Here is a 25,424-nt window from a genome sequence, read left to right as displayed (position 1 = left end):
TCTATTGCGGACTCTTTACAGGGTTGCAAGGACAATGCTCATACGTCGATGCACGCCCAGGCGATCAATCAACGCACGGTTGTCAACATTGTTGCTTCCCGAAGGCGTCGAGCGGAGCGCCTCGATCCTGCTTGTTGCCCGCGGTTTGCGCGGCATCTGCGATGGCTTCATCGCGGTACTGCTACCCGGCTATCTGCTGGCGCTCGGCTTTGGGCAACTGGCTGTCGGGCTCATCAGCACGGCCACGTTATTCGGGTCGGCCATCGCGACGGTGCTGGTGGGTCTCATAGGTCATTCCATTGCACAACGGGGCCTGCTGCTCTTCGCGGCGGCGCTGATGGCGGCCACAGGTCTTGCTTTCGCAGGTCTGTCATCGCTCTGGCCGCTACTCGTCGTCGCGTTCATCGGCACGCTGAACCCGAGTTCCGGCGATGTCAGCGTATTTCTTCCGCTCGAGCATGCAAGGCTCGCCGAATCCGCAACGGGTGGCGCACGAACCGCCCTGTTTGCACGATATAGCCTCGTCGGCGGGTTGTCCGCGGCAGTCGGCGCCCTCGCGTCCGGCCTGCCCGATTCGATCAGCGCCCATATGGGTGCTTCGCCAACCACGGCGATACGCGTGATGTTCGTCGTCTATGCGACAGCCGGCTTCGCGATCCTGCTGCTCTACCGGCGCCTGCCGGCACGCGTGCCCAGCACTGATACGCCGCGTGGAGCGCTCGGGCCCTCGCGCGGAATCGTCATCCGGCTCGCGCTGCTCTTTAGCGTGGACGCCTTCGCAGGTGGGCTTCTGGTCAACTCGCTGCTGACCGTGTGGTTGATCCAGCGGTTCGGAATTTCGCTCGGCGCAGCCGGCCAGTTCTTTTTCTGGGCGGGGCTGCTCAGCGCCGGCTCTCAACTGGCCGCGGCGCCTTTGTCGCGCCGGATCGGCCTGCTCAACACGATGGTATTCACGCATATCCCCTCGAGCGTATGCCTGATTGCCGCAGCGTTTTCACCTTCCCTCATGGTAAGCCTCGCGCTGCTGCTCGCGCGCAGCGCGCTTTCCCAGATGGACGTGCCCACACGCAGCGCCTACGTGATGTCGGTCGTCACGCCCGGGGAGCGTTCCGCGGCGGCCAGCTTTACCGCGGTACCGCGAAGCCTGGCTGCCGCCCTCGCGCCCACCCTATCAGGCGTATTGCTGGGGCTTGGGTGGCTCAGTGCTCCGCTAGTCGCGTGCGGTGCGCTAAAGATCGTCTACGATCTTTCGCTGCTCGGCGCATTTCGTCATGTCAGGCCCGACGGAGAGTCGTCATGAAAGCGCGTATCGACAGCAACCGTCGCTCGGCTGCGATGTTGCTCGTCATGCTTGTGGTGGTCGCAATTGCGGCACCGGTCATCCATCGCAGCGCGAGCGCCGCCGGCACTTCATTCGCGGTCGATTTACCGTTGCGGCACGTCGCCGACATCCCGCTGCCAGGCCGCCCCACCCGGCTAGATTACGAGAGCTACGACCCTGACCGGCACCTGCTGTTCATCGCACACCTCGGTGACAGCGAAGTCATCGTCTTCGATACGCAGAACTCACGCGTTGTCGCCCGCATTGGAAACATCGCCGCCGTTCATGGCGTGCTGGTGGTACCGGCACAGTCCCGCGTGTACGCGTCGGCGACCGGTACGAACGAAGTTGTTGCCATCGACGAGGCCACCCTGAAAATCACCGCTCGTATGGCGGGTGGCGTTTATCCGGACGGGATGGCATTTGCACCGGACACCCGCAAACTCTATGTATCGGACGAGACAGGCGGGACTGAAACCGTCATCGATACGCAATCCAGTCGCCGCACGAAGGCAATCCCGTTGGGCGGCGAAGTGGGCAACACCCAGTACGATCCGGTGTCGCGTCACATCTTCGTCAATGTCCAGTCGCGACGAGAACTTGTCGAAATCGATCCTGCAACTGACGCAATCGTCGCCCGGATCGATCTGCCGGGCGCACGAGGCAACCACGGCCTCTATATCGTTGCGCAACCACACCTTGCGTTTATCGCGTGCGAAGGCAACGACAGACTGCTGGTGCTGAACCTGCTCACGAGGCAGGTCGTCCAGTCATTCGACGTGGGTGGTGACCCCGATGTGCTTGCATTCGATCCCGCTGCGCGCACGCTTTATATCGCTGGCGAAGCAGGCATCCTGTCGATGTTTGCCGTGGGCTCGACAAGCGTGTCGAAAACCGGCGAAGGTCGCATCGGGCCCAACGCGCATGTGGTGGATGTCGATCCAATAACGCATCGCGCCTATTTCCCGCTGAAGAACGTCGGCGGACGTCCGGTGCTACGCGTCATGGCGCCCCGGTAGGTCTTGCCGTCACTGCGAAAGGACGACGGGCATCGGAAATCGGACACGAAAGGCGAATCCGCCACCCGCCGAATCTCACTCAAGCCGGCACGGCCGATACCGCGCGTTCCGAGCGGGCCCAGGCCACCGAGCTGCCCAACGCGAGCACCGCAAGGCACACGATCGGCACGATCATCGGACCGAACGCGGTTCCGGCGACCTTGCCGGCAAACGGCATCAGGTTCTGGCCGAAGAAGCCACCCAGATTGCCGATCGAGTTGATCGCCGCGACGCTTGCCGCCGCCCGCGCCCCCGTGAAGTAGCGCGGCGGCATCGACCAGAAGCACGGATACAACAGCGGAATGCACGCGCCGCCCAGCACCAGCGCGACGAAGCGCAGCGGCGTCGAATGCAGGACAAGGCTCAGAAGGAAGCCGAGCGCGCCCAGCGTGGCAACGATGGCGATGGCCCGCAGGATACTCTTCGCGCGGCGCAGTTTGGCCGGCAGGTACAGCAGCAGCAGCACCGACAGCGCCCACGGCAACATGCTCAACATGCCGTTAGTGCTGCTCGACACGCCGAACGATTTGACGAGGGTCGGCAGCCAATAGGTCACGCCGTACAGTGACGTCGACATCAGCATGTAGGTGCCGGCAAACAGCATCACGCGCGGATCGAGCAGCGCCTTCCAGGGCTGCGAATGCTCGGCGTGCGCCGGCTTCTCGCGCTCGAGCGCGGCCGCAACCACGTGCTTCTCGCGCTCGCTGAGAAAGCGCGCCTCCCGGTACGACGCGGGCAGCAGCTTGAACACCATGATGGCGACCAGCACGGCGGGGATGCCCGTCGCGATGAACACCCATTGCCAGCCGGCGAGGCCCAGTACGCCGTTCAGGCTCAGCAGCCAGCCGCCGACCAGCGAGCCCAGCATGTTCGCGAGCGCGCTACCGAGCGTGAAAATGCCGAGCACGCGTGCCCGATAGCTTTGTGGAAACCACAGCGTCAGATAATAGATGACGCCCGGGTAAAAGCCCGCCTCGGCGACGCCCAGCGCGAAGCGTAGTGCGCAAAACACTGGCATCGACGTCGTGAAGCCCATCAACACCGTAATGACGCCCCACGTGAGCATGATGCGCGCGAGCCACACGCGCGCGCCGAAGCGGTGCAGTGCGAGCGTGCTGGGCACCTCGAACAGCAAATAGCCGATGAAGAACAGTGAGGACGCGAGAGCGAACGCGGTCTCGGTCATACCAAGGCTTTGCATCATCTGCAGCTTCGCGAAGCCGACGTTCTGCCGGTCGATGAAGGAGATCAGGAACATCACGACGAGGATCGGCATCAGGCGGCGCGCCATCTTCGACATCACATGCCGCTCTTCGGCGGCTTCAGGTTCAAATGTTGCGGCGGTTTTCATCATTTAGTTCTCCGATATTTTGGTCGTCTATCGTTTGCCGCGCCTGACCGGTCGCGCGCAAATGGAAAAACACACAGCGCAGGTCAGGTTGTCGGGGGATGGAAATCGCCGAGCAGGCTCACGAACATCTCACTCCAGGTGCGCGGCTTGGCCTTGATCGTGCCGACCATGTACAGAAACTCGACGTAGTCCATCAGCTGGTCGGGCCACACCGAAAAGCGCGTCTGCGGCGCAGCCAGCATCTGCATCACGCCGTCGCGCGATACCGCGAGGCCCGACGCGGCGACATAGATCGCCGCCGCGGCTTGCCGGTCCTGCGCGATCAGGCGGTTGGCCTCGTCGAGCGCGCCTAGGAAGGCCCGCACGAGCGCGGGCTCGGCATCCATCAGGCGCTTGGGCGCGAACACGACATCGAGCGTGATGGGGCCAAGAACGTCGTTCGAATTGACGACGCGATGAATGCCCGGCTGCCGCAATTCGAGCGTCGAAAATGGCGGTGACGTGAAGTGCGCTGTAATGCCGTTCTCGCGCCGGATCAGCGCCTGCATCGCCTGCGGATGCGGCAGGTTGACCGTGATCGCGTCCAGCTGGGCGAAATGCGCAGGCCCGAGCAGCTTGCTTGCGATCATCTGCAGCACCACCGCCGAGAGCGACGTGCGGATGCCCGGCACCGCAATCCGGTCCGAGGAAGCCAAGTCCGCGAGCGAGACGATCTGCGGCCGGTTGGTGTTCAGCGACAGCGAGGTCGTCGACAGGCCACTGATGCCGATCACCTCGACGTTCGGAATGCCGCGCGCTCGCGCCCAAAGCTCGATGAACCCGGGCGCACCGGCGGCGGCGAAGTCGAGCGTGCCGGCCATCATGGCGTCGTCGACCGAATTGCCGCCGTCGAGCAGCACCCAATCGACGCTCAGCTCCCGCAGACCTTGCCCGGCCGCATGCCGCTCGAAAAGCCGTTGCTTCTCCATGACGAGGAGCGGCAGATAGAGCAAGCCGTAGCCCTTCGAGACGCGCACCCGGCGCGGCGGACTGGCGAGCACCAGCGCAGGCGACAGCGCCGCGCCAAGACCGGCGGCCACCAGCGCACGACGTCGCGATGAAGGTCTCACGCGATCATTTCCGTCGCTCTCGCGCTGCTGCATCTTGCTGTCTCCTCTAGTTCTGGTATTGATGCCGTCGCTGCATACTCCATAAGTCGCAAGATTATCGGGCGAGTCTGAGAAAATGCTGACATCGGCTCCCCGGGAAAACCCGCAATCGAACAGTTGAACAGATCGGCAGGAACGTCATCATGCGCATTCTGGTGGTAGAGGACGATGCGGAGATCGGCGCGGCAATCCGCAGCCGCCTGACGCGGCTCGGGCATGCAGTGGACCTGGAAAAGGACGGTGCAACGGCGAACAGCCTGCTGGGCGTCGAGCGCTTCGATCTGCTCGTGCTCGACGTGATGCTGCCTTCCATGAATGGCTTCGCGATTCTGCGCAACCTGCGCGCAGCGGGCTCCACGGTGCCGGTGCTGCTCGTGACCGCACGCTCGGCCATCGACGATCGCGTGAGCGGCCTCGGGCTCGGTGCGGACGACTATCTCGTCAAGCCATTCGACTATCGCGAGCTCGAGGCTCGCGTGCAAGCGCTGTTGCGCCGCAACAGCGGCCAGGCGAACGACCTCGTCAAACTCGGCGGCCTCGTGATCGACCGCGCCAGCCGGCTCGCCGAGCTCGACGGCAAACCGCTGTCACTGTCGCGCCAGGAATTTGCGCTGCTGGAAATTCTCGCGAGCCGTCCGCAGCGCGTTTTCCCGAAGGAAGATCTGCTGAACCAACTGTTCAGCTTCGGCAACGAACCGACCCCGAACGCCGTCGAGCAATACGTGACGCGAGTGCGCAAGAAGCTGCTCGGAAGCTCGGTCGAGATTCGCACTGCGCGCGGCGTGGGGTATCAGATTGCGACGCTCTGACTGGTTCCCGAAGACGCTATTTGGCCGCACGCTGCTTTTCATCGCGCTGGTCGTGGCGTCGGGTGCGGCGGCACTTGCGGTGATCGCGCGGTACTACGCGGGCGTCGCGTCCGAGCGCGCCTACGACCAGTTGCTGGCCGGCGCGGTCATCCAGGTGGCGGAGAACCTCTACGTGCAGGGCGGCGTGCTTGCGCTCAATCCGCCGGTGGCGGCGCTGTCCACCCTGTCGCGCTACGACCTCGTCTACTACAAGGTGGTCGATTCGCGCGGCGTCGTGGTGGCCGGCTACGGCGATCTGCAGAGCCCGGCTAGCGCCGTCGCCGGACGACAGGGTCCCGAGTTCGCGAACGGCACATACCAGCAGCAGCGCATCCGCATGGCAACCATCGCCCGCTATATGCCCGAGGAGCGCACGCCGGGGTGGGCCGTCGTGACCGTCGCGCAGACGACGCACGCACGCCAGCAGTTGACCAACGACATGAGCCTCAAGGTGTGGACACTGATTCTGCTGATGAGCGTCCTCGCGATCGGCGCAAGCGGCCTCGCGATCCGGCGCGGTTTGCGTCCGCTCGCGCAGATCGAGACCATCATCGCCGCGCGCGATCCCGCCGACCTGCGGCCCGTCGCCGCCGACACACCGAGTGAAATCGACGCCATCATCGGCGCGATCAACGGTCTGATGCGCCACCTCGCGGTGCGGATGACGGCCATGCAGCGCTTCATCGCCGACGCCGCGCACCAGATGCGCACGCCGCTCGCGCGGCTCGATGCGCAGATCGAACTGCTCAGTTGCGAAACCGATCCTGCACGCTACGCAACGCGTCTGGACGCGCTGCGCGCAACCTGCTCGGACGTCGGCCGGCTCACCGGGCAGTTGCTGAATCACGCGATGGTGACCCACCGCAAGGAAGCCGTTCCCATGCAGCCGGTGGAACTGGTCGGGCTCGCCAGGGAAGTGCTCGGCCGCACGATCCCGCTCGCCGACGAGCGCGACGTGCGCGTGTCGTTCGAGAGCGACGCGCCGCAGGTCGTGATTGCCGGCGATCCGATCAGCCTGCAGGAAGCGCTCTCAAACGTACTGCACAACGCGCTGCTGCATGGCAAGGCCGACGAGATCCGTGTGTGCGTCCAGGCGCAGGGTGACGCCGTGACACTGACCGTGACTGACAACGGTCGCGGCATTCCGCGCGAACACTGGGAGGCGGTGCTGCGCCCATTCGAGCGGCTCGGCGAAGACGGCGCCGAGCGTCGCACAGGCTCGGGCCTCGGACTCGCGATCGTGCAGGAAGTAATGAAGGCGCACGGCGGACGAGTCGCTTTCGCTTTCCCCGAGGCCGGCGGGTTTGCTGTGACGCTGGTGTTGGCGCATCATGCACAAGCGCAACAACGTTGACATGAACGCGTGTCTGACTGACAGCAGAGCCTGGAATGTCAACGATATCGGACATTCCCACCTGATTTCCAGCCTGTTCCGCGCGCATTGTCCTCGACGGTTCTATGCTTCATCGTAACGTTTGGCGCGTTCTCAACTGGCGCGATGGCTCGTCTGCGAGGTAACTTTCCGCGAGCGCATTGCGGCGGAAGAATGGTTCGAGCGCAAGGTTGTCCCTCGGTCTTCCAATGCCGTTCGCGCCGTTCCACCGAGTGCAGTCATCGGCTGGTTGGTCGTCAAGATCCAGAAAGCGCGCGCTTCAAAACGGTCGCGGCGCAAATCTCCCCCGCTCCGTTGGCAAACGACACAATCGGATCGATCTACCCATGCTTCGCCTGGATCCGCATTATCGTTGCTCGCGCCGCGGCAACCTGCGCGCAATGTTCGTGCATGGCTGCATAGTGATCGAATCGACGGGAGTGATATTGGAGGAACTGAAGGATGAAAAGAGTCAGGTCTCTTCAACGTCTTGCAGGCTTATTAGAGCCGCAGTACCGAGAGAACGGCAGTTCCTCCAGTTCGGAGTGCCAAACTCAAGACAGGCTTGCGCCGAATACTGCGCGCGCCGCCATCCCATGGCATGCCACGAAGTGGGCTTATGCCGCCGCGGTTTTTGGGGTGTTGGGCATTAGTGCCGTTTGGGCGAGCACGTTTGGTTATCTAACCATCGACTCCTGGAATTACCTGCTTCTTGCTCAATCGATCAGGGACGGGCAAGGCTGCTCGGTGGGCGGCGCCTACTTCGCAACCTTTCCTTGCGGTTATCCGCTGGTGCTCGCCTTGACGGCGCCTTCGGCCAACCTTGGTGCGTTGATCATAAGCAGCAAGGTTACCGACCTTATCCTCCTGTTCGTTGGCTTTTTTTTCCTGATGAAGACCTTCAGGAACGTGCTGGTTCCAGTTTTGATCATCATAAGCCCGTTGACCCTTGAGCTTTACCAGTACACATGGTCTGAGAATCTCTTACTGTTCGCATTTTGCCTGTCCGTCTATGCGATCTCCAGAATAGGGAACAATGCTTCATCGCGCCGGTATGGAGTCTTGCTCGCGTGCGCGCTTATTCTCGGATGTTCGTCGCGGTATTTTTTTGGGCCGTTTGCAATGGTGATTTTCGCCGCGACCTGGATTTCGTACGGTAGAACGACGGCCATGAAGACATTGCCTGCATTCATAGCCGCCGCAATTTTTTTTGTCGCGTATCAACAATTCAATACGGCTTTGACAGGTTTTGGCACCGGTATGCGGCGTGTCCCCGCGCCAGAAACGTTCGTTTTTCTGCTGTTCAGGTTCATACGTCAGCTCGGGAAGGAGCTTGTTATCGCGGGGGCGTTGCTGCTGATCCTGCTATGGGGTTTGAGGCGAATCCGAGGATGGGCTTGCGCGCCGTGCGCACAGGTAGACATCGATGCGCAGGCTTGCCGCCTGCTGGCGCTATGTGGCGTAGGCTACCTTTTGGCGGCATTCTTTCTGCGGACCCTGACTCACTACGATATCTATTCGCCGCGCACTATAAGCTACGGTCTCGTATTTGTGATGGCTGGGCTCGTCGGTCTGGTTACCCGTGCGAGAAAGAACTACTATCCTACGATACCCGTAATGATCTACGGGGCATTCTGCCTGCTTGTTGCGCAGGCGGAATTCATTACGACGTTGGCAGGAGCTGTCTTCAACCACCGATATGTGTCGCCCACCCATGCACTTGAGCGCTATCGCAATGTGGGCACGGATGCGGATCTGATCGTCATCTTACGTGCACCGGATGTGGGTCCGACCATGGACGGGATGCCGAATCTTTATTATCCGCAACACGCCTTGATCCTCCGGATCGATACAGCGCCCTATGCGATACCCGATACCGTCGCCGGCTTGAAACAAAGAATCGAGAAGGCGCACGCGCGGTCGTGCGTTTTTGATTTCACAGGGTTCAAGGATAAAGGGGCCTTCGAGAAGGTTCTCGACGAGTCGTTTCCAGTCGGATTCAGCTTCCGTTCCTTCCCGCATGTTCCAGTAATCGTCCAGCGACAACGTCTTGATCCTTCACTGCGGTCTCTTTTGCTGGCGACGTTTCAGCCTGGCCAGTACGTTGCCTGCCCATTTTGATTTCAGTTCGCACAAGCGGGGGTTTCTCCGCGAGATGAGGTGCATCACCGTGGCCGACCGAGGCCAAAGCCGCACCCACTGTACGGCGAGAGCGTAAGAGCCCGCATACACCGGCGGCCATGCCGCTAAATTGCCAGAAACATGGCGATTGCGCACAGTCCCATAACCGCGCAACTGACCTTGTCCTTGAACGCGAATACGATCGGGTCGTCGTTCATGCGCCGGCGGAACGCAAACATCCAGATACGGCTAATCCAGTACAAAGTCAGGGGAAACAGTGCCCAGAGCGCCTTCGGATGGCGGTACAAAGTCTGGAGTTCCGGCGAATTGAGGTAAAGGGCGAAAACCAGCACGGCCAGATAGCCAGATTCCGTCCCGAACGAGCGCAAAATTGACAGATCTTGCGTAATGTATCCCCGGCCCGCTACTTCCGTTTTTCCAGCGTGAAGGATGCTGTCGAGTTCCACGTATCGTTTGACCATCGCAAGGCTCAGAAAAACCGGCACGCAGAAAAGAATGAGCCAATAAGACAGATAGATGTCATTTGCTGCGCCGCCCGCAACGACGCGCACTGTGTAAAGGCAGGCGAGCGTAAAAACGTCGATAAGCGCGAGGCGTTTCAGCGCGAACGAGTAAGCCACCGTGGTGGCGAAGTACGCCGCAAGAACGGCGCCGAATCGCCAGGGCAGGAGCGTCGCCAGCATCGCACTGCCGGCCAGCAGCGCGACAGTCATCGCAATGCCGAAAGACAGAGGAAGCTTGCCCGCTGCAAACGGCCTGCCGCGCTTCCTTTCGTGCCTGCGATCGGCGTCGAGGTCCAGCATGTCGTTGAGCAGGTAAACGGACGAGGCGCACAGGCTGAAGGACGCGAAGGCCACACACGTAGCCGTCACGGCGCGGATATCCGTAAAACGGTGAGCCGTGAGGAGCGGAAGAAATATCAACACATTCTTCACCCATTGATAGACGCGCATTTCCTCCAGCAGGAGGGGCACATAGTGCCTCTTCTGTTCAAAATAGATTGTTGCCGCATTGACCTTGCGGGCCGAGGCGGCCAGGTGACTGTCACCAACGACTATCGCGCGTCGCGCCTGGCGCCAAACGGGAATATCGGAACGGGCGTCGCCACAGTAGTCGAAGCCTTGATCGCCAAACTGCTCGACAAGCGCTTTGACCTTGTTTATCCCGAGAAGGTTGTGTTGCTCCGTGCTTGCCATGACACCGTCGAACATGCCGAAGTGGCTCGCGACCTGACGTGCGAAGCGCTCGTTGGATGCCGTGCACAGATAGAGCGGTCGACCCGTTGAACGTTCGTTGCGCAGATAGTCGAGCAGCTTCGTGTTGTAGGGCAATACGCCGACGTCGATATTGACGCGCCGCGCAATCTGCTCTTTCATGTACGCCTTGCCTCGCAGTATCCAGACGAAGCACAGGACGATCGACCAGGGGTTTTGTTTGAAAAGCACGAGCAGTCCTTCCATCAGGAAATCCGTTCGTGTCAACGTGCCGTCAAGGTCTACGCACAATGGTATGGTCATGTTCGACATGGATAGGCTCACTCGGTCAGAGATCCGCGACTTAATCCTGATCTACAGCAATCATCGCAATTGGGCGATAGAAGCGTTCGCGGGCGTCGCTGTGCTGCTCGTCGCACATGCGGCGCGGACGCGGCACACATTGTTCATCCTTCATGCCAGAGATGCGCTAATCGGCAATCCATGCATTAGCGTATTCGGCGATCAGTGAATACAAAGCGCTTGTCGAGCCGGTACTTGGTAAGGTAGCCAAGCACCAGGCCGATTGCGCCACCAGCAAGACGCACCGATTCCGTATGGAACAGAGCATCGGCTGCAAACTCGAAGAACCAGAAAATAGCGGTTGTCCCAAGACCCATCACGACATACAGGGAAAACGTTCGAACGCCGTGCGCGACACTGTCATGCGCGTAGCGAAAGATCCACGCCTTGTCGAGTACGTATTTGACGACGAGGCCCACGGCAGTACCTGCACACACTGACAGAAGTACTGCCCTCGGACCTTGATAGATCCAGAAAGCCAGCTTCTGGCTGCCAAGATTGGCTGCAATGGACAGAGCGGCAAAGAGCGCGTATACAACCACCAGCCGGGAGTTGCCCAAAGTGGCTACGGATTTATCGTGGTGCGCCGGTCTGTTCTCGCCGGCGTTCGTGGGACGTGTGCGGGACGATGTTAACGTCACAGTGTGACCCTCTTGAAGATGTAGCCGGGCAGAGAGCGAATGATGAGCATGATCGCCGCCCAGAACCAGGGCGTGTACAAGCAATCTTTGCCACGCTGTATCGCACGGATGATGTCGGAGGCGACCCGCTCAGGCGAAGCGACGAGCAGCGCGGGTAACGCAATTCCGGCTGTCATCGGGGTATCGACAAATCCAGGTTTGACTGTCAGCACGCGCACGCCGGCCTTGAACACGCGCGCCCGCAGACCCTCGCAGAATGTCGTCACCGCAGCCTTGGCCGCGCCGTAGACATAGTTCGACGGACGACCACGATCGCCAGCCACCGAAGAGATGACGGCGATCGTACCGGATCGCTGTTTCTCGAGCGTTCGCGCCAGCAAGGTCAGCAGACTGATGGTTGCCGTCGCGTTCGTCGAAAATTCGCGGACTGTCGCTTCGGCATCGCGTTCGCAGTGGGCCTGGTCCGACAGGGTGCCGTGGGCGATCAGAACGATATCGATCCGTCCAAGTGCGCTATTACAGGCCGCGACCATTGCGGCGTGCTGAGCGTAGTCAGTCACGTCGAGAACATAGGTCCTCACCTCCTTCGCACCGCGCACACGAAGGTCATTTGCGGTCTCTTCGAGTCGGGAGCTCTGGCGGCCCGTCAGAAAGATGTTCGCGCCTTCCCTCGCCCAGATCCGCGCGCAGGCGCCCGCGATGGCAGAGGTGCCGCCGACGATCAGAATGTTTTTCATGAGTGCGTGGTCCGTTTCCAGAAGCGCGACATAAGCGCGGGGTCGCGCTGGCGTTCCAGTTCATGCCATTGAGGGTACGCGGTGCGAAAATCTTCGCTGCTCATGTGCGCATCCTTCGCTGGATATTGCCGGCCGCCCGCTTGACGAACGATAGTGTCGAGCCGGCTAAAAAGTGCTTCGTTGCGTTGGTCCCGTTGCGGAAAGTCGAGTGCAAGTGAGGTTCCGGGCATGGGAAAGGACAGCAGGCCTGGAGACACGAGGCCGCCACAGCGCTTGAGCACAGCGAGAAAGGAACCGGTGCCGCTACGGGATATTGTCGAAAGTATTTCCGTTAGTGAATCGCTGGCTGTCGCCTCTGGAACCACGCATTGGTATTGCTGAAATCCCCGTCGGCCGTAAAGCCGGTTCCAGTCCTGTATTGCGTCGAGCGGGTAGAAGAATCGCTCGAAGTCGACCTTGCCATGTTCTACCTGGCGAGGCTGTCGCCCGAAATAGAATGCGTTGAATGCCTTCAGCGTATATCTGTTGACGGGTGAGCAAGGCGGCGTGAACGGCACCCGATGCTTGCGTCGACCTGGTGTCGAGAAATCGTTGTCGGTCGCGTGGTCACCAGAGAAATAGACACCCCGTCCGAGATTTTGCTTCTCTCCGAGACAGTCGACCCACGCGACGCCGTACTCGTGTTCGCGGTCGAACGCGTCAGACAGGGCGAAAAATTCGCTCAGGTTGCCGAATCGCACACGGCTTAACGCTATGCAGCTGGAGCGAATGGGCATGAGCTGAATTTCGATCCATTCGATCACGCCCGTCAGTCCGAGTCCGCCAATTGTCGCGCGAAACAAGGCGTCGTTTTCACCACAAGCGCACTCGACGCGAGGACGATCGGATCGAAGCAAGGAGAATCGGCGGACATGTCTGCCAAATGTTCCACGCAGGTGATGATTCTTCCCGTGTACATCGTTCGCTACCGCTCCGCCAAGCGTCGCGAACTGAGTGCCCGGAGTGACGGGCAGCATCCAGCCCCGCGCCACGGCCACCGAGAGCACTTCGCCGAGCGTGACGCCTGCTTCGGCTCGCAGCACCCCGCTGGTCCAGTCCGCATCGATAAACCGGTTCAGTTTGCCTAGATCAATCACGCGACCGGTTGCGGCAAGGCAACTGTCACCGTAACTGCGGCCGTTGCCATAGGGAAGCGTTGTTTCGTTGCGCGTGCGCGCATTTGCCAGCGAGTGCTGAAGTTCATCCCGCCACCGCACGGAATCGCCGATCTGTGGTGCTGGCGGATAGTGTCCCCACGACCAGAGTTTCGATGCGCTCATAGCGGTAGCGGAATCACGAAGCAGTGGGCCGGATGAGGAAAACATAAATGTGAGCGGAGCAATTGTCGAATCGGGGATGGGCGGGTGGCGACTGTTCAGGCAACAAGCATTTTGCTGAGCCGGTGTGCCGTCAATTGTCGGATTCTCGTCCTGGAAGGGCCTTTTCACGCTCCACCGGATGCGGTACGCCAAATCCGGGATTCGCGCCGAAAGCACAATGCAAGGCGAGAAACAGACTCCGTGAGAACTGCGATACTCCGATAGGGACATACCAAAGTACTGGCGAAACAGGTGCCGAGCTCGTCGCCATTGGCGAGCCCCATTTGCCGCGCGATGTTTGCCGGCGTCGCCAGTGCGAAAACTGATAGTTCTTTGAACGAGTTCGCCAGCGTTCGGCGCCTGGTCCGCTCTTCACCGGCAGAGCGCTTGTGCAAAAGCGGCGTAACCGGTCAACGAGAAACTAACGCCAGGAAAAGCCCTGGTCCCTTGTGCAATCATAGGCATGTCTCGTTGCGCCACAGCATTGATGGCGCGATCGGTTGAGCTTATGGCGATCTATGTCGGATTGGTCGGTGTGTGCACGGGTGGTAGCTTCACCAGGTACAGCGCCATCGGCGGTGCTCTTGCATGTGAAGGGTGCACATAAAGATAAACGGAGCGACAACGCCTGGCGTGACAGTGACTGTTCTTCCCGAACAATTGAACGAACGTTCCCGGTTCTGGAATGGCCGTTTGCGTCTTATCGTCTCGATGCCGGACTATCGCCACACCACACCGCAGTTCGCCCGCGGTGATGACCAATAGATGCAGGTCGGTGTCCTGTTTCGCCGCTTTGCGGAAAAGACCTGCGAATGCGCTTTGCAAAGGGCCAACGCGAACTGGACTCGCTGACAGTCAGATGATGGCCGGTTCAGCAGAAGTCCCTGCTCGTGCTGACCAAACCGCCCAGCAGATGCGACATGTCGACGAGCCGCTGCGCAACCAGATGGCGCACTTCCCCCTGGCATTGCCAGACGCCATAGACCGCGAGCAGCGATGCGCCCAATGCTTCCTTGCGCTGCGTCTCGAGCAAACCCGGCCACACGATCACATTGACGTTGCCCGTCTCGTCTTCGAGCGTCACGAACATCACGCCCTTCGCGGTACCGGGCCGTTGACGCACCGTGACGATCCCGCATCCGCGCGCGAGACGCCCGTCGCGATAACCGCGCAATGTCGACGCCGGCATCAACCGGTTGGCAAGCAACTGCGGCCGCAGCAGTTCGAGCGGATGGCGACCGAGCGTCAGGCCAACGGACCGGTAGTCGGCCACGATGTCGTTGGCCTCGTCCGGCGTGCCCAGCTCCGGTGTTTCGTCCTCCACTGCGGCCACCGCGAGCATGTCCTTATCCGGCACCGCGGCCACCGACTGCCACAGCGCTTCACGGCGATTACCGGCAAGCGATGCAAGCGCATTCGCATCGGCCAGCACATGCAAGTCCTTCCGGTCCAGTTGCGCGCGGCGCGCCAGATCCTTCACGCCGCTGAATGGCCGCACCGCTCTCGCATTTTCGATGCGCTCCGCGACACCCTCCTTCATGCCGCGCAACAACGACATACCGAGGCGCACTGCCGGTCGCGCGGCGTCCGGCAACGTGATCAATAGCGAGTCCCAGTTGCTCACCGTCACGTCGACGGGCAAGACCCTGACACCGTGGCGCCGTGCGTCCTGTACGAGCTGCGACGGCGAGTAGAAGCCCATGGGCTGGCTGTTCAACATCGCGGCAAGAAACGCCTCGGGCTCATGGCACTTCAGCCAGCTACTCGCGTAGACCAGTAACGCAAAACTGGCCGCATGGCTTTCCGGGAAGCCGTACTCCCCAAAACCCTTGATCTGCTCGAAGATCGCTTCGGCGAAGGCCAGGTCGTAGCCGCGCTGCTGCATGCCGTTGACGATCCGGTCGTAATACTTCTCCAGGCCACCCTTGCGCTTCCATGCGGCCATCGCACGCCGTAGCTGATCGGCTTCGCCCGCGGTGAAACCGGCCGCGAGAATCGCGACCTGCATCACCTGCTCCTGGAAGATCGGCACGCCGAGCGTTCGCCCGAGCGCTGTCTTGAGTGCGTCGCTCGGATAAGTCACCGGCTCGAAGCGCTGCCTGCGCTGCAGATACGGATGCACAGCGCCGCCCTGAATCGGGCCTGGCCGCACGATCGCGACTTCGATGACCAGATCGTAGAAGATGCGTGGCTGCATGCGCGGCAGCATGCTCATCTGGGCACGCGACTCGATCTGGAATACACCGACCGTGTCCGCGGCCGAAATCATGTCGTAGGTCTGCGAATCCTCGGCGGGAATGTCCTGCATCTCGAAGCGTTCCCCGCGCCGCTCCGACACGAGGTCCAGCGTGCGCCGGATGGCCGACAGCATGCCGAGTGCAAGCACGTCGATTTTCAGCAGGCCAAGCGATTCGAGGTCGTCCTTGTCCCACTCGATGACGGACCGCTCCGCCATCGCGGCATTCTCAACGGGCACGAGACGGGTGAGCTTGCCGCGACTGATCACGAAGCCGCCCGAATGCTGCGACAGGTGGCGCGGGAAACCGAGCAGTTGCGACGCCAGCCTGGCCCAGGCCTGGATCAAAGGCTTCTGCGGATCGAGTCCTGACTCGGCGAAACGCTTGAGCAGGTCATGACTGGTGTCGAACCAGTGATGCGATTTGGCGACGAGATCGACGATCTGCGGGTCCACGCCCAGTGCCTTGCCGGTTTCGCGCAGCGCGCCGCGTGGCCGATAGGTGGAGACCGCCGCCGCAATGGCGGCGCGGTCGCGCCCATATTTCCGGTAGATGTACTGGATGACTTCTTCGCGCCGTTGATGCTCGAAGTCGACGTCGATGTCGGGCGGCTCGCCCCGCTCCTTCGAAATGAAACGCTCGAACAGCATGTTGCCGCGCGCCGGATCCACCTCGGTCACGCCAAGGCAGTAACAGACCGCCGAGTTTGCCGCGGAGCCGCGTCCCTGGCAGAGGATGTGCTGGCTTCGTGCGAAGCGCACGATGTCGTACACCGTGAGGAAATACGGCTCGTACTGCAGTTCGGCGATGAGTTCCAGTTCGTGCTCGATCTGCTCCTGCACGGCGTGCGCAATGCCGGAGGGAAAGCGCCGCTGCGCGCCGATGTAGGTTTCCTGCCGAAGGTAAGCCGCTGGAGTGAAGCCCGCCGGGACCAGCTCGTCCGGATACTCGTAGCGCAACTCATCCAGTGAAAACGTGCAGCGGCTTGCAATGTCCACGGTCGCCGCAAGCGCCTCGGCGGGATACAGATTCGCAAGCCGCAGCCTGGAGCGCAGATGCTGCTCGGCGTTCGGCGCGAGATCGTATCCGCATTCCTGTACCGGCTTGCCGACGCGGATCGCCGTCATGGTGTCCTGCAGCGGCTTGCGCGAACGCACGTGCATCACGACGTTCCCCAGCGCCACGACAGGCACATCCTGATTGCGGGCGACGAATTCGACTGCGCCCCGATGGATGTCGTCCATCGCCCGCTGATGGAGCACGAGACCCACCCATGCCCGGCCCGTGAACGTCTGGTCGAGCCATTCGACCTGGGCGGCGAGCACGTCTTCTTTGGCGGGAAAGTCCGGCACCAGAATCGCAAAGCAATCCGGCATACCGCACAGATGCCGGTTTTCCTTTTCCGGTCGTGACAGGTCCTGAGGTGTGAGCCTGTATTCGCCCTTCGGCGCCCGTGTGCGCGCCAGCGTAATGAGCTCGGACAGATTGCCGTATCCCTCACGGTTTCTGGCGAGAAGAATCAATCCGAACGCAGGAGATCCGTCAGCGTTCACGAGTCGAAAATACGAACCGACGATAAACGGCAGCTCTGCTTCCTTCGCTGCAACGTGCGCACGCACGACTCCGGCCAGTGAACATTCGTCGGTCACGGCGAGCGCCGAATAGCCGAGTTGCGCCGCACGTTCCGATAGCTCTTCAGCGTGCGATGCACCCTGCAGGAAGGTGAAATTCGAAAAGCAGAAAAGCTCGGCGTACGCCGGCAGAATATTGAAAGTCGAGTCCATGGCGCTTCATCCAAACAGGCCATGTAGAAACCAGCGCGGCTCTTCTTCCGCGTCACGGCTGCTCACGCGCTCGCGATAAATCCAGTAGCAGCTCTGGTCGTCCGCCTGGGCGACGAAGTAGTCGCGCGTGACCAGCTCGCCATCGAACCAGCCGCTCTCGATCCGCTCGCCCGGCGAGACCATGCGCAGCGGCGAGCCGTAGAACGGACGATGCTGGCGCATCAACAGGCGCACCGGATTGTCCAGCATCCATGTCGGCCTTGGCAGCCCTTGCGGCAGTTCCTGAAGCCTTACCTGCTGGGTCACCGGCACCCAGCGGTTGGCGATTTCAGGCCGGTGGTCCGCGCTCGGCGCAGGTCGCAGGACATGCTCTTCGCCGAGCCGCGCGACGAGCAGTTCGAGCAGGCGTGCATGATCTTCTTTGGAGCCGCCGGGCTCGGGAAAAAGCGTATCCGATGCCGGCGCGGCGGACTCCACCTTCGACGCTTCAAGACGAAGCGCCAGCACCGGTGCGCTCAATTCGATACGATGCAGCCGCTCCTTGAGTAGCCGGACGAGATGTTCTTCCCGCCATGTCGGCTCGCCCAGCGCGATGTCGATGGTGGTCGGTTCGATGGCGTCGCGTCCCCGCTCGTGCTCCAGCAGGAGCCTGAACGCCGTGAGCGCCAGTTGCTTCGCGCAAAGCCAGCCGCAAAGCTGCACGATGAGCCGATGCGCGCCGAACACGGCACCGTCTGCGTGTTCGAGCCGATCAGGCATTTCGATGCGCGCAGAGAACGTCGGCGGCAATTCAAGCCAGTCGAAGAGTTCGGGCGCGGTGCCGAATGCGCGGTCGAGCGAATCGAGCAGATGCTCGCCGCAGCGGCGCTGCAAGCCCGCACGCGGCAGGCGTCTGACGTCGGCAATGGTCTCGCAGCCAAGACCGGAGAACCAGTCGGCGAAGCGGCGGATTTCCGGCATGGCGTCCATCGGCAGCGCGGACAACCGCTGTTCGAGCGAAGCGAGCTTGAGCACGCGCCGGTTGCCGTATTTCGCCAGGAGCCATGCACCCTGTCCGGTCGGCGCCGCGCTGATGCGCGCGCTGAGCCCGAGCGTCGCGAGCACGGCTTTCGCCTCCCGGCACAACGCGAGCAGTCCACCGAACAGACGCAAGCTTGCGCCGACTTCGACGACGACAGTCGCCTCATCGAGCAGCGCGACTTCGGGTGAGAAGCGCATCAAGGCCACGCCGACCTCCCGCTGCGCGGCTTCCTCCCGCCCCATGTCCCGTTCGTGCATTGCCGTCTCGGGCGACAGCGTGAGCACGCCGCCGCGCTTCATGCCCAGACGTATTCCGGCGGCTCTGGCGACGCCATCGGCGATGATCACCTGGTCTTTCTCAAGCACGACACTCCCGTGAGACGGCTCAGGCGACCACTTCGGTCGGAAGACTTCGAGCGGCAACTTCGGCAAGTGGACGGCGAGAAAGACGCGCATGTCGGGAAAGCAGAACAGGAGTAGGTTGAAGGGGAATCGAGAGGGGCTCGGCGCGAGCGGGCCCTCGTCGTTTCACGATGTCGACGCTCAGGCCGTCCGGTGAAGGCCGCAACGCCAAGCGCAGCAGTGCAGGCGACGAATGCTGCGCGGCGGCGAGCGGCCTCACCATCACGAACAGCGTCCTGGAAGACTGCGCAGCAAGGTGCAGGCGCCTGAGCGACGACGATTTCGCGTACTGCGCCCAGAAAACCAGTGCGCTGCAACTGCCCGCGCGCAGAATTTGCTCCGCCGACCACAGGGCATCAGCGGTCTTCTGCGCATCGATGCGCAGCACCTGTTCGATGGCAAGGCCGATGTAGCTCAGACCGAGCCCGTCTGGCGTGTGCGGCGGCTGCACGAAAGCGATCGGCCGGTTTCCGGCGGCGCTCAGCGCGGGTTGCAGTAGCCGCAACTCCCCGACGCCCGCCTGCTGCACCAGCAGGTCCACGAGCGCGCCGAGCGGCCAGCCGCCGCCCGGCAATTCGGCGGATAGCGCCGGGTAGCCCGTCTCAACGACTTGCCCACGACCCCGGGCGAGCTGGGACGCCCGCCACAGGGACGGGTGTATCTCTTCAGCCGGAACGGTAGCGGTGGACATGGGGCTGCTCAAAACCTGTATATTTATACAGTATCCTACACTCAATTTTGAGACAGCGAACTGACACTTTTAATGGGAGGCTGGTCGAAGGCTGGTCGAAGGCTGGATCAGGATGCGCGCGTCTGAACTTCCACGGACGTTCGCACAGCAACAGATCGGCGTGGCGGACAACCCGCCAGCGCCGACGTGCCATGGATGTCCGTTGCGCAAAACGGGCCACGCGCGCGCCAGGCGCGCGGGAAATGGGCCGTACTGGATTCGAACCAGTGACCGACGGATTAAAAGTCCGCTGCTCTACCGGCTGAGCTAACGACCCGAGCTACTCCTCTGATTCACCCCGCAAGCGCGCGGCCTCGATCCACGTCACCCGATATCGATCGTGCGGCTCACAGCGCGCGGCGGCTCCTGCTTCGGCACGCTCAACGTCAGCACGCCCTTGTCGAACTTAGCGAGAGCGTGCTCCGCATCGGCATATTCCGGCATCGGGATCGTGCGCGTGAACGCTCCATAGGCCCGCTCGAGCCGGTAGCAGCCGTCTTCCTCGCTATGCACATCCTGTTTTTTCTCGCCGCGCAACATCAGCGCGCCATCCTCGACGGTGATCTTCAGATCGTCCTTTTCCATGCCTGGCAGTTCGACGGTCACGCGCAGTATCTTCCCCTCGTCGACCACGTCGATCCGCGGCTGGAAACGCGATGAGCTGAAGTCGCCAAACCATCGCTCCAGCGTGCCGCGCGCTGCAAACGGATCGTGAAAAAAGTCTTCCATGGCACGCCACGGATCGCGAGAGAAAAGACGCGGAAGGTCAGGCCATGAAACACGTCCCGATTCACTGGCCGGCGAACTTTGCGCACTGTCCGAGTCGGAATCGGCTTTGCGCCCTGAACCGCGGAGAAATTTGAAAAGGTTCCACTTTTTCGGCTCGGTGTTCATCGTTTCCTCCTCGATGAGCTGGCAGGAGAACCGGAAGTCCTTCATCGCACTCAGGCGACGCAGTTGCGCCGACGTGCCAGACTGCCCCGCGAGCAGCCGCCGTCACCTCGCGTCAGCACCCGCGAATCCCCCCTTCGCAGGCAACCTGACAGCGAGCGGCGGCGCGTCGCGCAGCGCCGGCTTTCGGCTCAGCTGGTCTGCACCTCGATCCGTCGCGGCCTTGCTTCATCGCGCCGCGGAATCGTCAGTTTCAGCACGCCGTCCTGCAGATTGGCGTCGATCTTCGATGTGTCGAAGTCGGGGCTCAGCGAGAACGCACGGGCGAAACGCGGTTCACGGATTTCGGCGTGCTGCAGCCGCAGACCGGCGGGGGTTGGCACGACCGCTTCGGCCTCGATATAAAGATTGCCGTCGTGCACCTTCACGTCGAGCTTGTCCTTGGTGACGCCTGGCAGGTCCGCCCACAGCGTGATGCCCTGGCTGTCCTCGAAGATGTCGACTGCCGGCGTGAGCGTCGTCCGCCGTGCCGGCCGGCCGCCCTCGCGTCGTGCTACCGCTTCCTGGTCGCGCTCGGCAACCCGAGTCTTGTCGTTCATGGTTTGCTCCTCGAATAACGGACGTTACTGGACGGTGATGGCCCGGGGCTTCGATGCCTCGCGCTTGCCGACGGTAATCGACAGGCAGCCGTTGGTGTAGCGCGCCTGCACCTTGTCGGCGTCGGCGTTCTGCGGCAGTTCGATCACGCGGCGAAACGACCCGGCAAAGCGCTCCTGGGCGTAGGTGCGCAGGTCGTCGGAGGCCTGCTCGCCGCCGCTGCCGGCGCTGCCCTCGGGCCGCGCTGGCTTGCGCTCGCCGGCAATCGTCAGCAACCCTTTGTCGATCGAGACTTCGAGTTCAGCGGGGTTGATGCCGGGCGCGAACGCGACGATCTCGATGGAGTCGTCGGTGGCGCCAATGTTGATTTGCGGAAAGGCGCCGAGGCGGCCGGCGCGGATGCTGGACGGAAAGCCGCCGAACAGACTCGCCATCTCGCGCTGCAGACGGTCGAATTCGCTGAACAGGTCGGTTCCGGAATAGAGATCACTCATGGTCGTATCCTCGCAAATGGAGCATGGAGGCGAACGGGCCTACGCGCTGCAGTTCGCCCGCCAGCTGTTGGCAAACAAATCGAAGCACACAGCGCGCCCGATACCGCGGGCGCGTCTGCCTGAGCGAAACCAAAGATAGGACTTGCTGTGGAAATTTCAAGGGGCGGCGGGCGAAGTCAGGGGCCTGGAAATGGCCTGCCAGAATCTTTTATTGCAGTGCATTGCCGCAGCGCCACGCGGGTTGCAGCGGGCGGGCTTTTTGCCTTGCGATATGGCTTTGTTCTGGTCCGGGGTCGGGCTAGGCGGCAATCGATTGAGCTTGCCGGTTCATTGGAGCGGCTCGCCTTGAGGCATGGCTGCCAGTTTTCACCGGAAGAATTCTCCGATCTGCGCACAGCGGACAATACGACCTTCATCCCGAACGCTGGGTGGTTCGAAGCGCGTTGCGGCAGCTCGATGCAGGACTTCGCCGTCACGATACATGCACATGCAGCGTAAGCGCCACCAGGCATCTGTCACGATCGCTGTCATTGCTTGAGGATCTTCCAGGGTCCGCTGCCCACCTTGCAGACAGTCGGCGTCCAGGTTTGCGTCTGGCCTTTGGCAATCGCGACCAGCGTGGCAGTCCGACAGGTTTTATCCCCCTCCTTGGTCGTCGACTGCGGCGTCACCGTGCCGGTGATCGAGACCGAGTTGCCTGTGCCCGCATTGCTCCATTGCAGCGATTCGCCATCCTTCTTCGTTTCGAGCGCCACCTGTGCTGCCTCGTTCAGTGCCTTGCGGTCACCGTCCTTCATGTAGCTGATCGGCGTATCGCGCAGGAAATTCAGGTTCGCCGCATGGCCGAGCGTCGCGCCCACCAGCAGCGCAGCGCCCACGATGCAGTGCGGGAACAGGTGTACGGTCACGCGGAACTGGGCTTGCATGGATCATCTCCGTCGATAACGGGTTCGGCCACACGGTATGTGGTGGCCCGTGGCACACGTCAGGGCCATCGGCGATGCCCTGATCCGACTGGAATTCGTTCGCGATTTTCGAAAAAGACAGTTATCCGAACCAATCGAAACGATACGCGGCCCTGCCGTACAGATACAGTTTCGGCCGAAGATGCGCCGTATTGCAAATACGACCTTGGTCCGATTGCGCGCCGCATGGCTGGGCCCAATGCTGGCAGCGAAACTGCCATTGCTGCGCACACGCGGTGTAGCGCAGCGCTCCATCCTGCCAGGATCCCGACGACCCCTGCCGCTTTCAGCTCAACGCCGTCCGAACACGAAGCCGGCGGTTTCCACTGGCGTGCGCTCACGCAAGCGGTCGCGACAAGTAGACTGACAAAGTACTTGCTTCGCGCCGCGCTGGCAGGCTGGTTGTCCCCGATGGCATTGCGCAAGGCAGGCCCATTGCCTACCCCGCCAAAGACAAGGCCCGCAGAACCAGCAAGATGAAGCCGCATAGCCGGATGTCATTCGTGGGCTAACAGCAATGCCCGCGTGCACCCCGCCGCGCTCGCCAACTCCCCGGCCGCGCCTTCCGGACCGGCAGTGGGCGGCGGTTAGCGCGTGCGGGGCGCGGCGAGGTCGGCCGCATTTCGGTCCGAAAGGAAGATATTCAAACCGTCGCCAATGGATGGCCGTAGCTAGGAGTCGTTGCACTGGAGTTATCGACCGACGTAACGTCTGATGACTTGAATCGTGCCCCGGCCGAACCGCACGCCTCGCCGCGATCAATTGCTCCAACGGGGCGGCGTAGCTCGCGCCCCGCCCGGCTTCAAGGGCATTCCAACCCAACGCCGCTAAAATCGCATATTCCACAAGCGTACCGCCGATCCAAGCTATGTTATGCGGTTCCCTGCACTTTCCCCGGAGGCGCCCTGATGCGCGTTGGCAAACCTGTAAAGGCGTTACCGCAACCGCTGTGCGACTACTGCGGCGCGCGCGCGCTGCTCGCCCGCAGTGGCGAAGCGTCGTACCCGTATCGCGAAGATCATGGGCCGGTGTGGATCTGCACATCCTGTCAGGCCTGGATTGGCGTGCATTCGCGCAGCACGCGCAATGTGCCGCTCGGACGACTGGCGAATGCACAGCTTCGCGAAGCGAAGAGCCGCCTGCACGACGCCCTCGAACCGCTGGTCGCGGGCAAGGTGCGCCGCGACAACGTCAACCCGTTCGAGGCGCGTGCCAAGGCGATCCGCTGGGTAGCAACCGAACTCGGGTTCGATCCGCTGCCGGGCTCCGTTCATCTCCTCACGCTCGATCAATGCGAGCAGGCACTGCGCTACGTGGATGCTTTCCTGGCAGCGCGCCGCGCTGCGCCAGAGAACGCGCAGTCCTGATCAGGGCTCGGCACGATTCGATGCGCAGCCTGGTACGGCTAATCCGGCATGGCGGCCGTCAGCTCGCCACGCTCAACGACATGTTCCGGGCCCAGAGATCGTCCGCAGGCCGGACACGCTGGCATGGTGTCCGCGAATAGCGGATCGAGTCCCTCATAGTCGCCTTCGTGCTTCAGGTCACGCAGACAACTGAAGTGCCAACCGTTGGGCGCGGCTTCGTCATCGACGCTTTCAATAATCGAACCGCGGTGCCCGCATGGACAGCGCACATGGGTGATCGAGCGAGTTTTCATGGCGGCTTGCAACGATGAACCTGGGATACCTTTGCGCGCAAATGCCGCGCCAGAGACGGAGGAGAGGATTCTCGCGGATCGCTCACGGCCTTTGGGCTGCCTGTCATGAAAAGCCTGGCAGACCTTGCCGGTATGGCTTACATCGCCGCCCAGGTGCGTGAGATCGGCTTCGCGGGCGAGCCCGGCCCCTTCACCGAGGGCGCGCCCAGCGGATTCGAAACCGACCGCGCGCCAGCGCGCAGGACCGTCTACGCATGAGCGATCGAACGCACCGTCCCGGGCACAATGCTTGCGGGTTAGAACGTCCAATCATGATCACGGAGACACATCATGGACCCGCTCGACCCAGTCGATCCCGTTGACCCGCTTGCCCAGAATGCCCCGATGACCGGAGCGCAGTCCGGTTCCGCGGGCGCGCGTATTGCCGGCTCCGGTGTGGGCGAAGGCCCAGGTCCGGACGTCATGGCGGCTGCAAGCCTCGACGGCAACAAGGTGCTGTCGTCCGATGGGGAGGACCTCGGCAATATCTCGGACATCATGCTCGACGTGCGGGGCGGCCGGATCGCTTATGCCGTTCTGAAGGCGGGTGGCTTTCTCGGCATGGGCGGCACCTTGCACGCCATCCCGTGGAGCGCCCTGACGCTCGATACCGACGAAAAATGCTTCCATCTCGATGCAACCGCAGAACGCGTGAAAAGCGCGCCGGGGTTCGACAAGGACCATTGGCCGTCGATGGCGGATCCGCAGTGGGGCACCTCGGTCCACCAGTTCTACGAGCGCGAGCCGTACTGGAGCGCGACGCGCGGCGGCGTCGAAAGCGATCCCGACATCCGCGTCGATCCGATGAGGGATATCTAGAAACGAGGTGAACCCGGCCTCGCGAGCGCCGCCCTGGCGTCGGGAGTCGCGAGGCCGGTCCCGACGACCGACCTGAGCCGCCGGCGCTTGCGCTGCGGCCGTTCGCTGAACGCCGGATGACCCGGCGTGCGTTGATCGCCGTTCGCGGCATGGAGGGCTGGCCTGAGGGCGATTGGCACCGGCACGTTGTCACGCCCGGGTCGCGTTCGGCGCTTTTCTCTTAGCGCATGGCATTGCTCCGCGCGCGACGTTCC

General features: G+C 62.1%; 23 protein-coding genes and 1 tRNA gene. 9 read left to right on the top strand and 15 right to left on the bottom strand.

The window, feature by feature from the left end; all coding sequences use genetic code 11:
• The first annotated feature begins 34 nt into the window (after window positions 1-34).
• Together ABQJ48_RS17260 and ABQJ48_RS17255 are read left to right on the top strand one after the other, a co-directional pair.
• On the top strand, window positions 35-1,300 hold the full coding sequence (locus ABQJ48_RS17260) for an MFS transporter (RefSeq protein ID WP_367839212.1): 1,266 nt from the start codon (window positions 35-37) through the stop codon (window positions 1,298-1,300).
• Window positions 1,297-2,340, top strand: a complete 1,044-nt coding sequence (locus ABQJ48_RS17255; protein ID WP_367839211.1) for a YncE family protein — start codon at window positions 1,297-1,299, stop codon at window positions 2,338-2,340. Before ABQJ48_RS17260 ends, ABQJ48_RS17255 begins: the two co-directional genes overlap by 4 nt.
• 79 nt (window positions 2,341-2,419) lie before the next feature.
• On the opposite strand, the gene ABQJ48_RS17250 is transcribed toward ABQJ48_RS17255, so the two are convergent.
• Window positions 2,420-3,730, bottom strand: a complete 1,311-nt coding sequence (locus ABQJ48_RS17250) for an MFS transporter (RefSeq protein WP_367839264.1) — start codon at window positions 3,728-3,730, stop codon at window positions 2,420-2,422.
• An 83-nt stretch (window positions 3,731-3,813) separates the two neighbouring features.
• The gene (locus ABQJ48_RS17245) at window positions 3,814-4,872 is read right to left on the bottom strand and encodes an ABC transporter substrate-binding protein (protein ID WP_473094145.1); all 1,059 of its coding nucleotides are present in this window, start codon (window positions 4,870-4,872) and stop codon (window positions 3,814-3,816) included.
• Between the two features lie 149 nt (window positions 4,873-5,021).
• Here ABQJ48_RS17245 and ABQJ48_RS17240 point away from each other — a divergent pair, with 149 nt between their 5' ends.
• The 3 genes from ABQJ48_RS17240 to ABQJ48_RS17230 all read left to right on the top strand — a co-directional run bounded on the left by ABQJ48_RS17240 (window position 5,022) and on the right by ABQJ48_RS17230 (window position 9,219).
• Window positions 5,022-5,687, top strand: a complete 666-nt coding sequence (locus ABQJ48_RS17240; protein ID WP_367839209.1) for a response regulator transcription factor — start codon at window positions 5,022-5,024, stop codon at window positions 5,685-5,687.
• On the top strand, window positions 5,674-7,080 hold the full coding sequence (locus tag ABQJ48_RS17235; RefSeq protein WP_367839208.1) for a sensor histidine kinase: 1,407 nt from the start codon (window positions 5,674-5,676) through the stop codon (window positions 7,078-7,080). The genes ABQJ48_RS17240 and ABQJ48_RS17235 overlap by 14 nt, the downstream gene beginning before the upstream one ends.
• Before the next feature lie 480 nt (window positions 7,081-7,560).
• On the top strand, window positions 7,561-9,219 hold the full coding sequence (locus ABQJ48_RS17230) for a hypothetical protein (RefSeq protein WP_367839207.1): 1,659 nt from the start codon (window positions 7,561-7,563) through the stop codon (window positions 9,217-9,219).
• A gap of 125 nt (window positions 9,220-9,344) precedes the next feature.
• Here ABQJ48_RS17230 and ABQJ48_RS17225 read toward each other — a convergent pair whose 3' ends face one another.
• From ABQJ48_RS17225 to ABQJ48_RS17175, 11 genes are all read right to left on the bottom strand, one after another.
• A complete protein-coding gene (locus ABQJ48_RS17225; protein ID WP_367839263.1) occupies window positions 9,345-10,757 on the bottom strand; it encodes a UbiA family prenyltransferase in 1,413 nt (470 codons plus the stop codon).
• A 185-nt stretch (window positions 10,758-10,942) separates the two neighbouring features.
• Complete coding sequence (locus ABQJ48_RS17220) at window positions 10,943-11,356, bottom strand: GtrA family protein (protein ID WP_367839206.1); 414 nt, start codon at window positions 11,354-11,356, stop codon at window positions 10,943-10,945.
• A 77-nt stretch (window positions 11,357-11,433) separates the two neighbouring features.
• Window positions 11,434-12,174 (bottom strand): SDR family oxidoreductase, encoded by a 741-nt coding sequence (locus ABQJ48_RS17215; RefSeq protein WP_367839205.1) that lies wholly within the window; start codon window positions 12,172-12,174, stop codon window positions 11,434-11,436.
• Window positions 12,171-13,493 (bottom strand): FAD-binding oxidoreductase, encoded by a 1,323-nt coding sequence (locus ABQJ48_RS17210; protein WP_367839262.1) that lies wholly within the window; start codon window positions 13,491-13,493, stop codon window positions 12,171-12,173. Before ABQJ48_RS17210 ends, ABQJ48_RS17215 begins: the two co-directional genes overlap by 4 nt.
• A 910-nt stretch (window positions 13,494-14,403) precedes the next feature.
• Window positions 14,404-17,553 (bottom strand): error-prone DNA polymerase, encoded by a 3,150-nt coding sequence (locus tag ABQJ48_RS17205; protein ID WP_367839204.1) that lies wholly within the window; start codon window positions 17,551-17,553, stop codon window positions 14,404-14,406.
• 6 nt (window positions 17,554-17,559) lie between these two features.
• Window positions 17,560-19,029: a Y-family DNA polymerase gene (locus tag ABQJ48_RS17200; protein WP_367839203.1), complete on the bottom strand. Its 1,470-nt coding sequence runs from the start codon at window positions 19,027-19,029 to the stop codon at window positions 17,560-17,562.
• Window positions 18,959-19,666 carry a translesion DNA synthesis-associated protein ImuA gene (gene imuA / locus ABQJ48_RS17195; RefSeq protein ID WP_367839202.1) on the bottom strand — a complete coding sequence of 236 codons (708 nt, stop codon included), beginning with the start codon at window positions 19,664-19,666 and terminating at the stop codon, window positions 18,959-18,961. The genes ABQJ48_RS17200 and imuA overlap by 71 nt, the downstream gene beginning before the upstream one ends.
• A 243-nt stretch (window positions 19,667-19,909) precedes the next feature.
• Window positions 19,910-19,982 (bottom strand) — tRNA-Lys (locus ABQJ48_RS17190).
• A gap of 47 nt (window positions 19,983-20,029) precedes the next feature.
• Window positions 20,030-20,599: an Hsp20/alpha crystallin family protein gene (locus ABQJ48_RS17185; RefSeq protein WP_367839201.1), complete on the bottom strand. Its 570-nt coding sequence runs from the start codon at window positions 20,597-20,599 to the stop codon at window positions 20,030-20,032.
• A 188-nt stretch (window positions 20,600-20,787) separates the two neighbouring features.
• Window positions 20,788-21,195 carry an Hsp20/alpha crystallin family protein gene (locus ABQJ48_RS17180; protein ID WP_367839200.1) on the bottom strand — a complete coding sequence of 136 codons (408 nt, stop codon included), beginning with the start codon at window positions 21,193-21,195 and terminating at the stop codon, window positions 20,788-20,790.
• A 24-nt stretch (window positions 21,196-21,219) separates the two neighbouring features.
• Window positions 21,220-21,687: an Hsp20/alpha crystallin family protein gene (locus ABQJ48_RS17175; RefSeq protein ID WP_367839199.1), complete on the bottom strand. Its 468-nt coding sequence runs from the start codon at window positions 21,685-21,687 to the stop codon at window positions 21,220-21,222.
• A 147-nt stretch (window positions 21,688-21,834) separates the two neighbouring features.
• Here ABQJ48_RS17175 and ABQJ48_RS17170 point away from each other — a divergent pair, with 147 nt between their 5' ends.
• Complete coding sequence (locus tag ABQJ48_RS17170; protein WP_367839198.1) at window positions 21,835-22,185, top strand: hypothetical protein; 351 nt, start codon at window positions 21,835-21,837, stop codon at window positions 22,183-22,185.
• A gap of 29 nt (window positions 22,186-22,214) precedes the next feature.
• Here ABQJ48_RS17170 and ABQJ48_RS17165 read toward each other — a convergent pair whose 3' ends face one another.
• Complete coding sequence (locus ABQJ48_RS17165) at window positions 22,215-22,613, bottom strand: RT0821/Lpp0805 family surface protein (protein WP_367839197.1); 399 nt, start codon at window positions 22,611-22,613, stop codon at window positions 22,215-22,217.
• A gap of 947 nt (window positions 22,614-23,560) precedes the next feature.
• On the opposite strand from ABQJ48_RS17165, the gene ABQJ48_RS17160 reads away from it, so the two are divergent.
• Window positions 23,561-24,019, top strand: a complete 459-nt coding sequence (locus ABQJ48_RS17160) for a zinc-finger-containing protein (protein ID WP_367839196.1) — start codon at window positions 23,561-23,563, stop codon at window positions 24,017-24,019.
• Window positions 24,020-24,057: 38 nt separating this feature from the next.
• On the opposite strand, the gene ABQJ48_RS17155 is transcribed toward ABQJ48_RS17160, so the two are convergent.
• A complete protein-coding gene (locus tag ABQJ48_RS17155; protein WP_367839195.1) occupies window positions 24,058-24,312 on the bottom strand; it encodes a hypothetical protein in 255 nt (84 codons plus the stop codon).
• Window positions 24,313-24,417: 105 nt separating this feature from the next.
• On the opposite strand from ABQJ48_RS17155, the gene ABQJ48_RS17150 reads away from it, so the two are divergent.
• Both ABQJ48_RS17150 and ABQJ48_RS17145 read left to right on the top strand, forming a co-directional pair.
• Window positions 24,418-24,570, top strand: coding sequence for a hypothetical protein (locus ABQJ48_RS17150; protein ID WP_367839194.1), 153 nt, complete (start codon window positions 24,418-24,420; stop codon window positions 24,568-24,570).
• Between the two features lie 72 nt (window positions 24,571-24,642).
• The gene (locus tag ABQJ48_RS17145; RefSeq protein ID WP_473094144.1) at window positions 24,643-25,170 is read left to right on the top strand and encodes a PRC-barrel domain-containing protein; all 528 of its coding nucleotides are present in this window, start codon (window positions 24,643-24,645) and stop codon (window positions 25,168-25,170) included.
• Window positions 25,171-25,424: the final 254 nt, after the last annotated feature.

It is taken from the genome of Paraburkholderia suaedae (genome assembly GCF_040812055.1).
In the GTDB taxonomy this organism is placed as follows: Bacteria; Pseudomonadota; Gammaproteobacteria; order Burkholderiales; family Burkholderiaceae; genus Paraburkholderia.
This window is presented reverse-complemented; position numbering and strand designations above follow the sequence as displayed.

Coding starts and splice junctions, on each gene's coding strand:
- ABQJ48_RS17180 (WP_367839200.1), bottom strand. CDS start 21,195: ATGAACGACAAGACTCGGGTTGCCGAGCGCGACCAGGAAGCGGTAGCA.
- ABQJ48_RS17260 (WP_367839212.1), top strand. CDS start 35: ATGCTCATACGTCGATGCACGCCCAGGCGATCAATCAACGCACGGTTG.
- ABQJ48_RS17225 (WP_367839263.1), bottom strand. CDS start 10,757: ATGACCATACCATTGTGCGTAGACCTTGACGGCACGTTGACACGAACG.
- ABQJ48_RS17255 (WP_367839211.1), top strand. CDS start 1,297: ATGAAAGCGCGTATCGACAGCAACCGTCGCTCGGCTGCGATGTTGCTC.
- ABQJ48_RS17240 (WP_367839209.1), top strand. CDS start 5,022: ATGCGCATTCTGGTGGTAGAGGACGATGCGGAGATCGGCGCGGCAATC.
- ABQJ48_RS17145 (WP_473094144.1), top strand. CDS start 24,643: ATGGACCCGCTCGACCCAGTCGATCCCGTTGACCCGCTTGCCCAGAAT.
- ABQJ48_RS17150 (WP_367839194.1), top strand. CDS start 24,418: ATGAAAAGCCTGGCAGACCTTGCCGGTATGGCTTACATCGCCGCCCAG.
- ABQJ48_RS17185 (WP_367839201.1), bottom strand. CDS start 20,599: ATGAACACCGAGCCGAAAAAGTGGAACCTTTTCAAATTTCTCCGCGGT.
- ABQJ48_RS17155 (WP_367839195.1), bottom strand. CDS start 24,312: ATGAAAACTCGCTCGATCACCCATGTGCGCTGTCCATGCGGGCACCGC.
- ABQJ48_RS17160 (WP_367839196.1), top strand. CDS start 23,561: ATGCGCGTTGGCAAACCTGTAAAGGCGTTACCGCAACCGCTGTGCGAC.
- ABQJ48_RS17200 (WP_367839203.1), bottom strand. CDS start 19,029: ATGCGCGTCTTTCTCGCCGTCCACTTGCCGAAGTTGCCGCTCGAAGTC.
- ABQJ48_RS17210 (WP_367839262.1), bottom strand. CDS start 13,493: ATGAGCGCATCGAAACTCTGGTCGTGGGGACACTATCCGCCAGCACCA.
- ABQJ48_RS17215 (WP_367839205.1), bottom strand. CDS start 12,174: ATGAAAAACATTCTGATCGTCGGCGGCACCTCTGCCATCGCGGGCGCC.
- ABQJ48_RS17165 (WP_367839197.1), bottom strand. CDS start 22,613: ATGCAAGCCCAGTTCCGCGTGACCGTACACCTGTTCCCGCACTGCATC.
- ABQJ48_RS17205 (WP_367839204.1), bottom strand. CDS start 17,553: ATGGACTCGACTTTCAATATTCTGCCGGCGTACGCCGAGCTTTTCTGC.
- imuA (WP_367839202.1), bottom strand. CDS start 19,666: ATGTCCACCGCTACCGTTCCGGCTGAAGAGATACACCCGTCCCTGTGG.
- ABQJ48_RS17250 (WP_367839264.1), bottom strand. CDS start 3,730: ATGAAAACCGCCGCAACATTTGAACCTGAAGCCGCCGAAGAGCGGCAT.
- ABQJ48_RS17230 (WP_367839207.1), top strand. CDS start 7,561: ATGAAAAGAGTCAGGTCTCTTCAACGTCTTGCAGGCTTATTAGAGCCG.
- ABQJ48_RS17245 (WP_473094145.1), bottom strand. CDS start 4,872: ATGCAGCAGCGCGAGAGCGACGGAAATGATCGCGTGAGACCTTCATCG.
- ABQJ48_RS17175 (WP_367839199.1), bottom strand. CDS start 21,687: ATGAGTGATCTCTATTCCGGAACCGACCTGTTCAGCGAATTCGACCGT.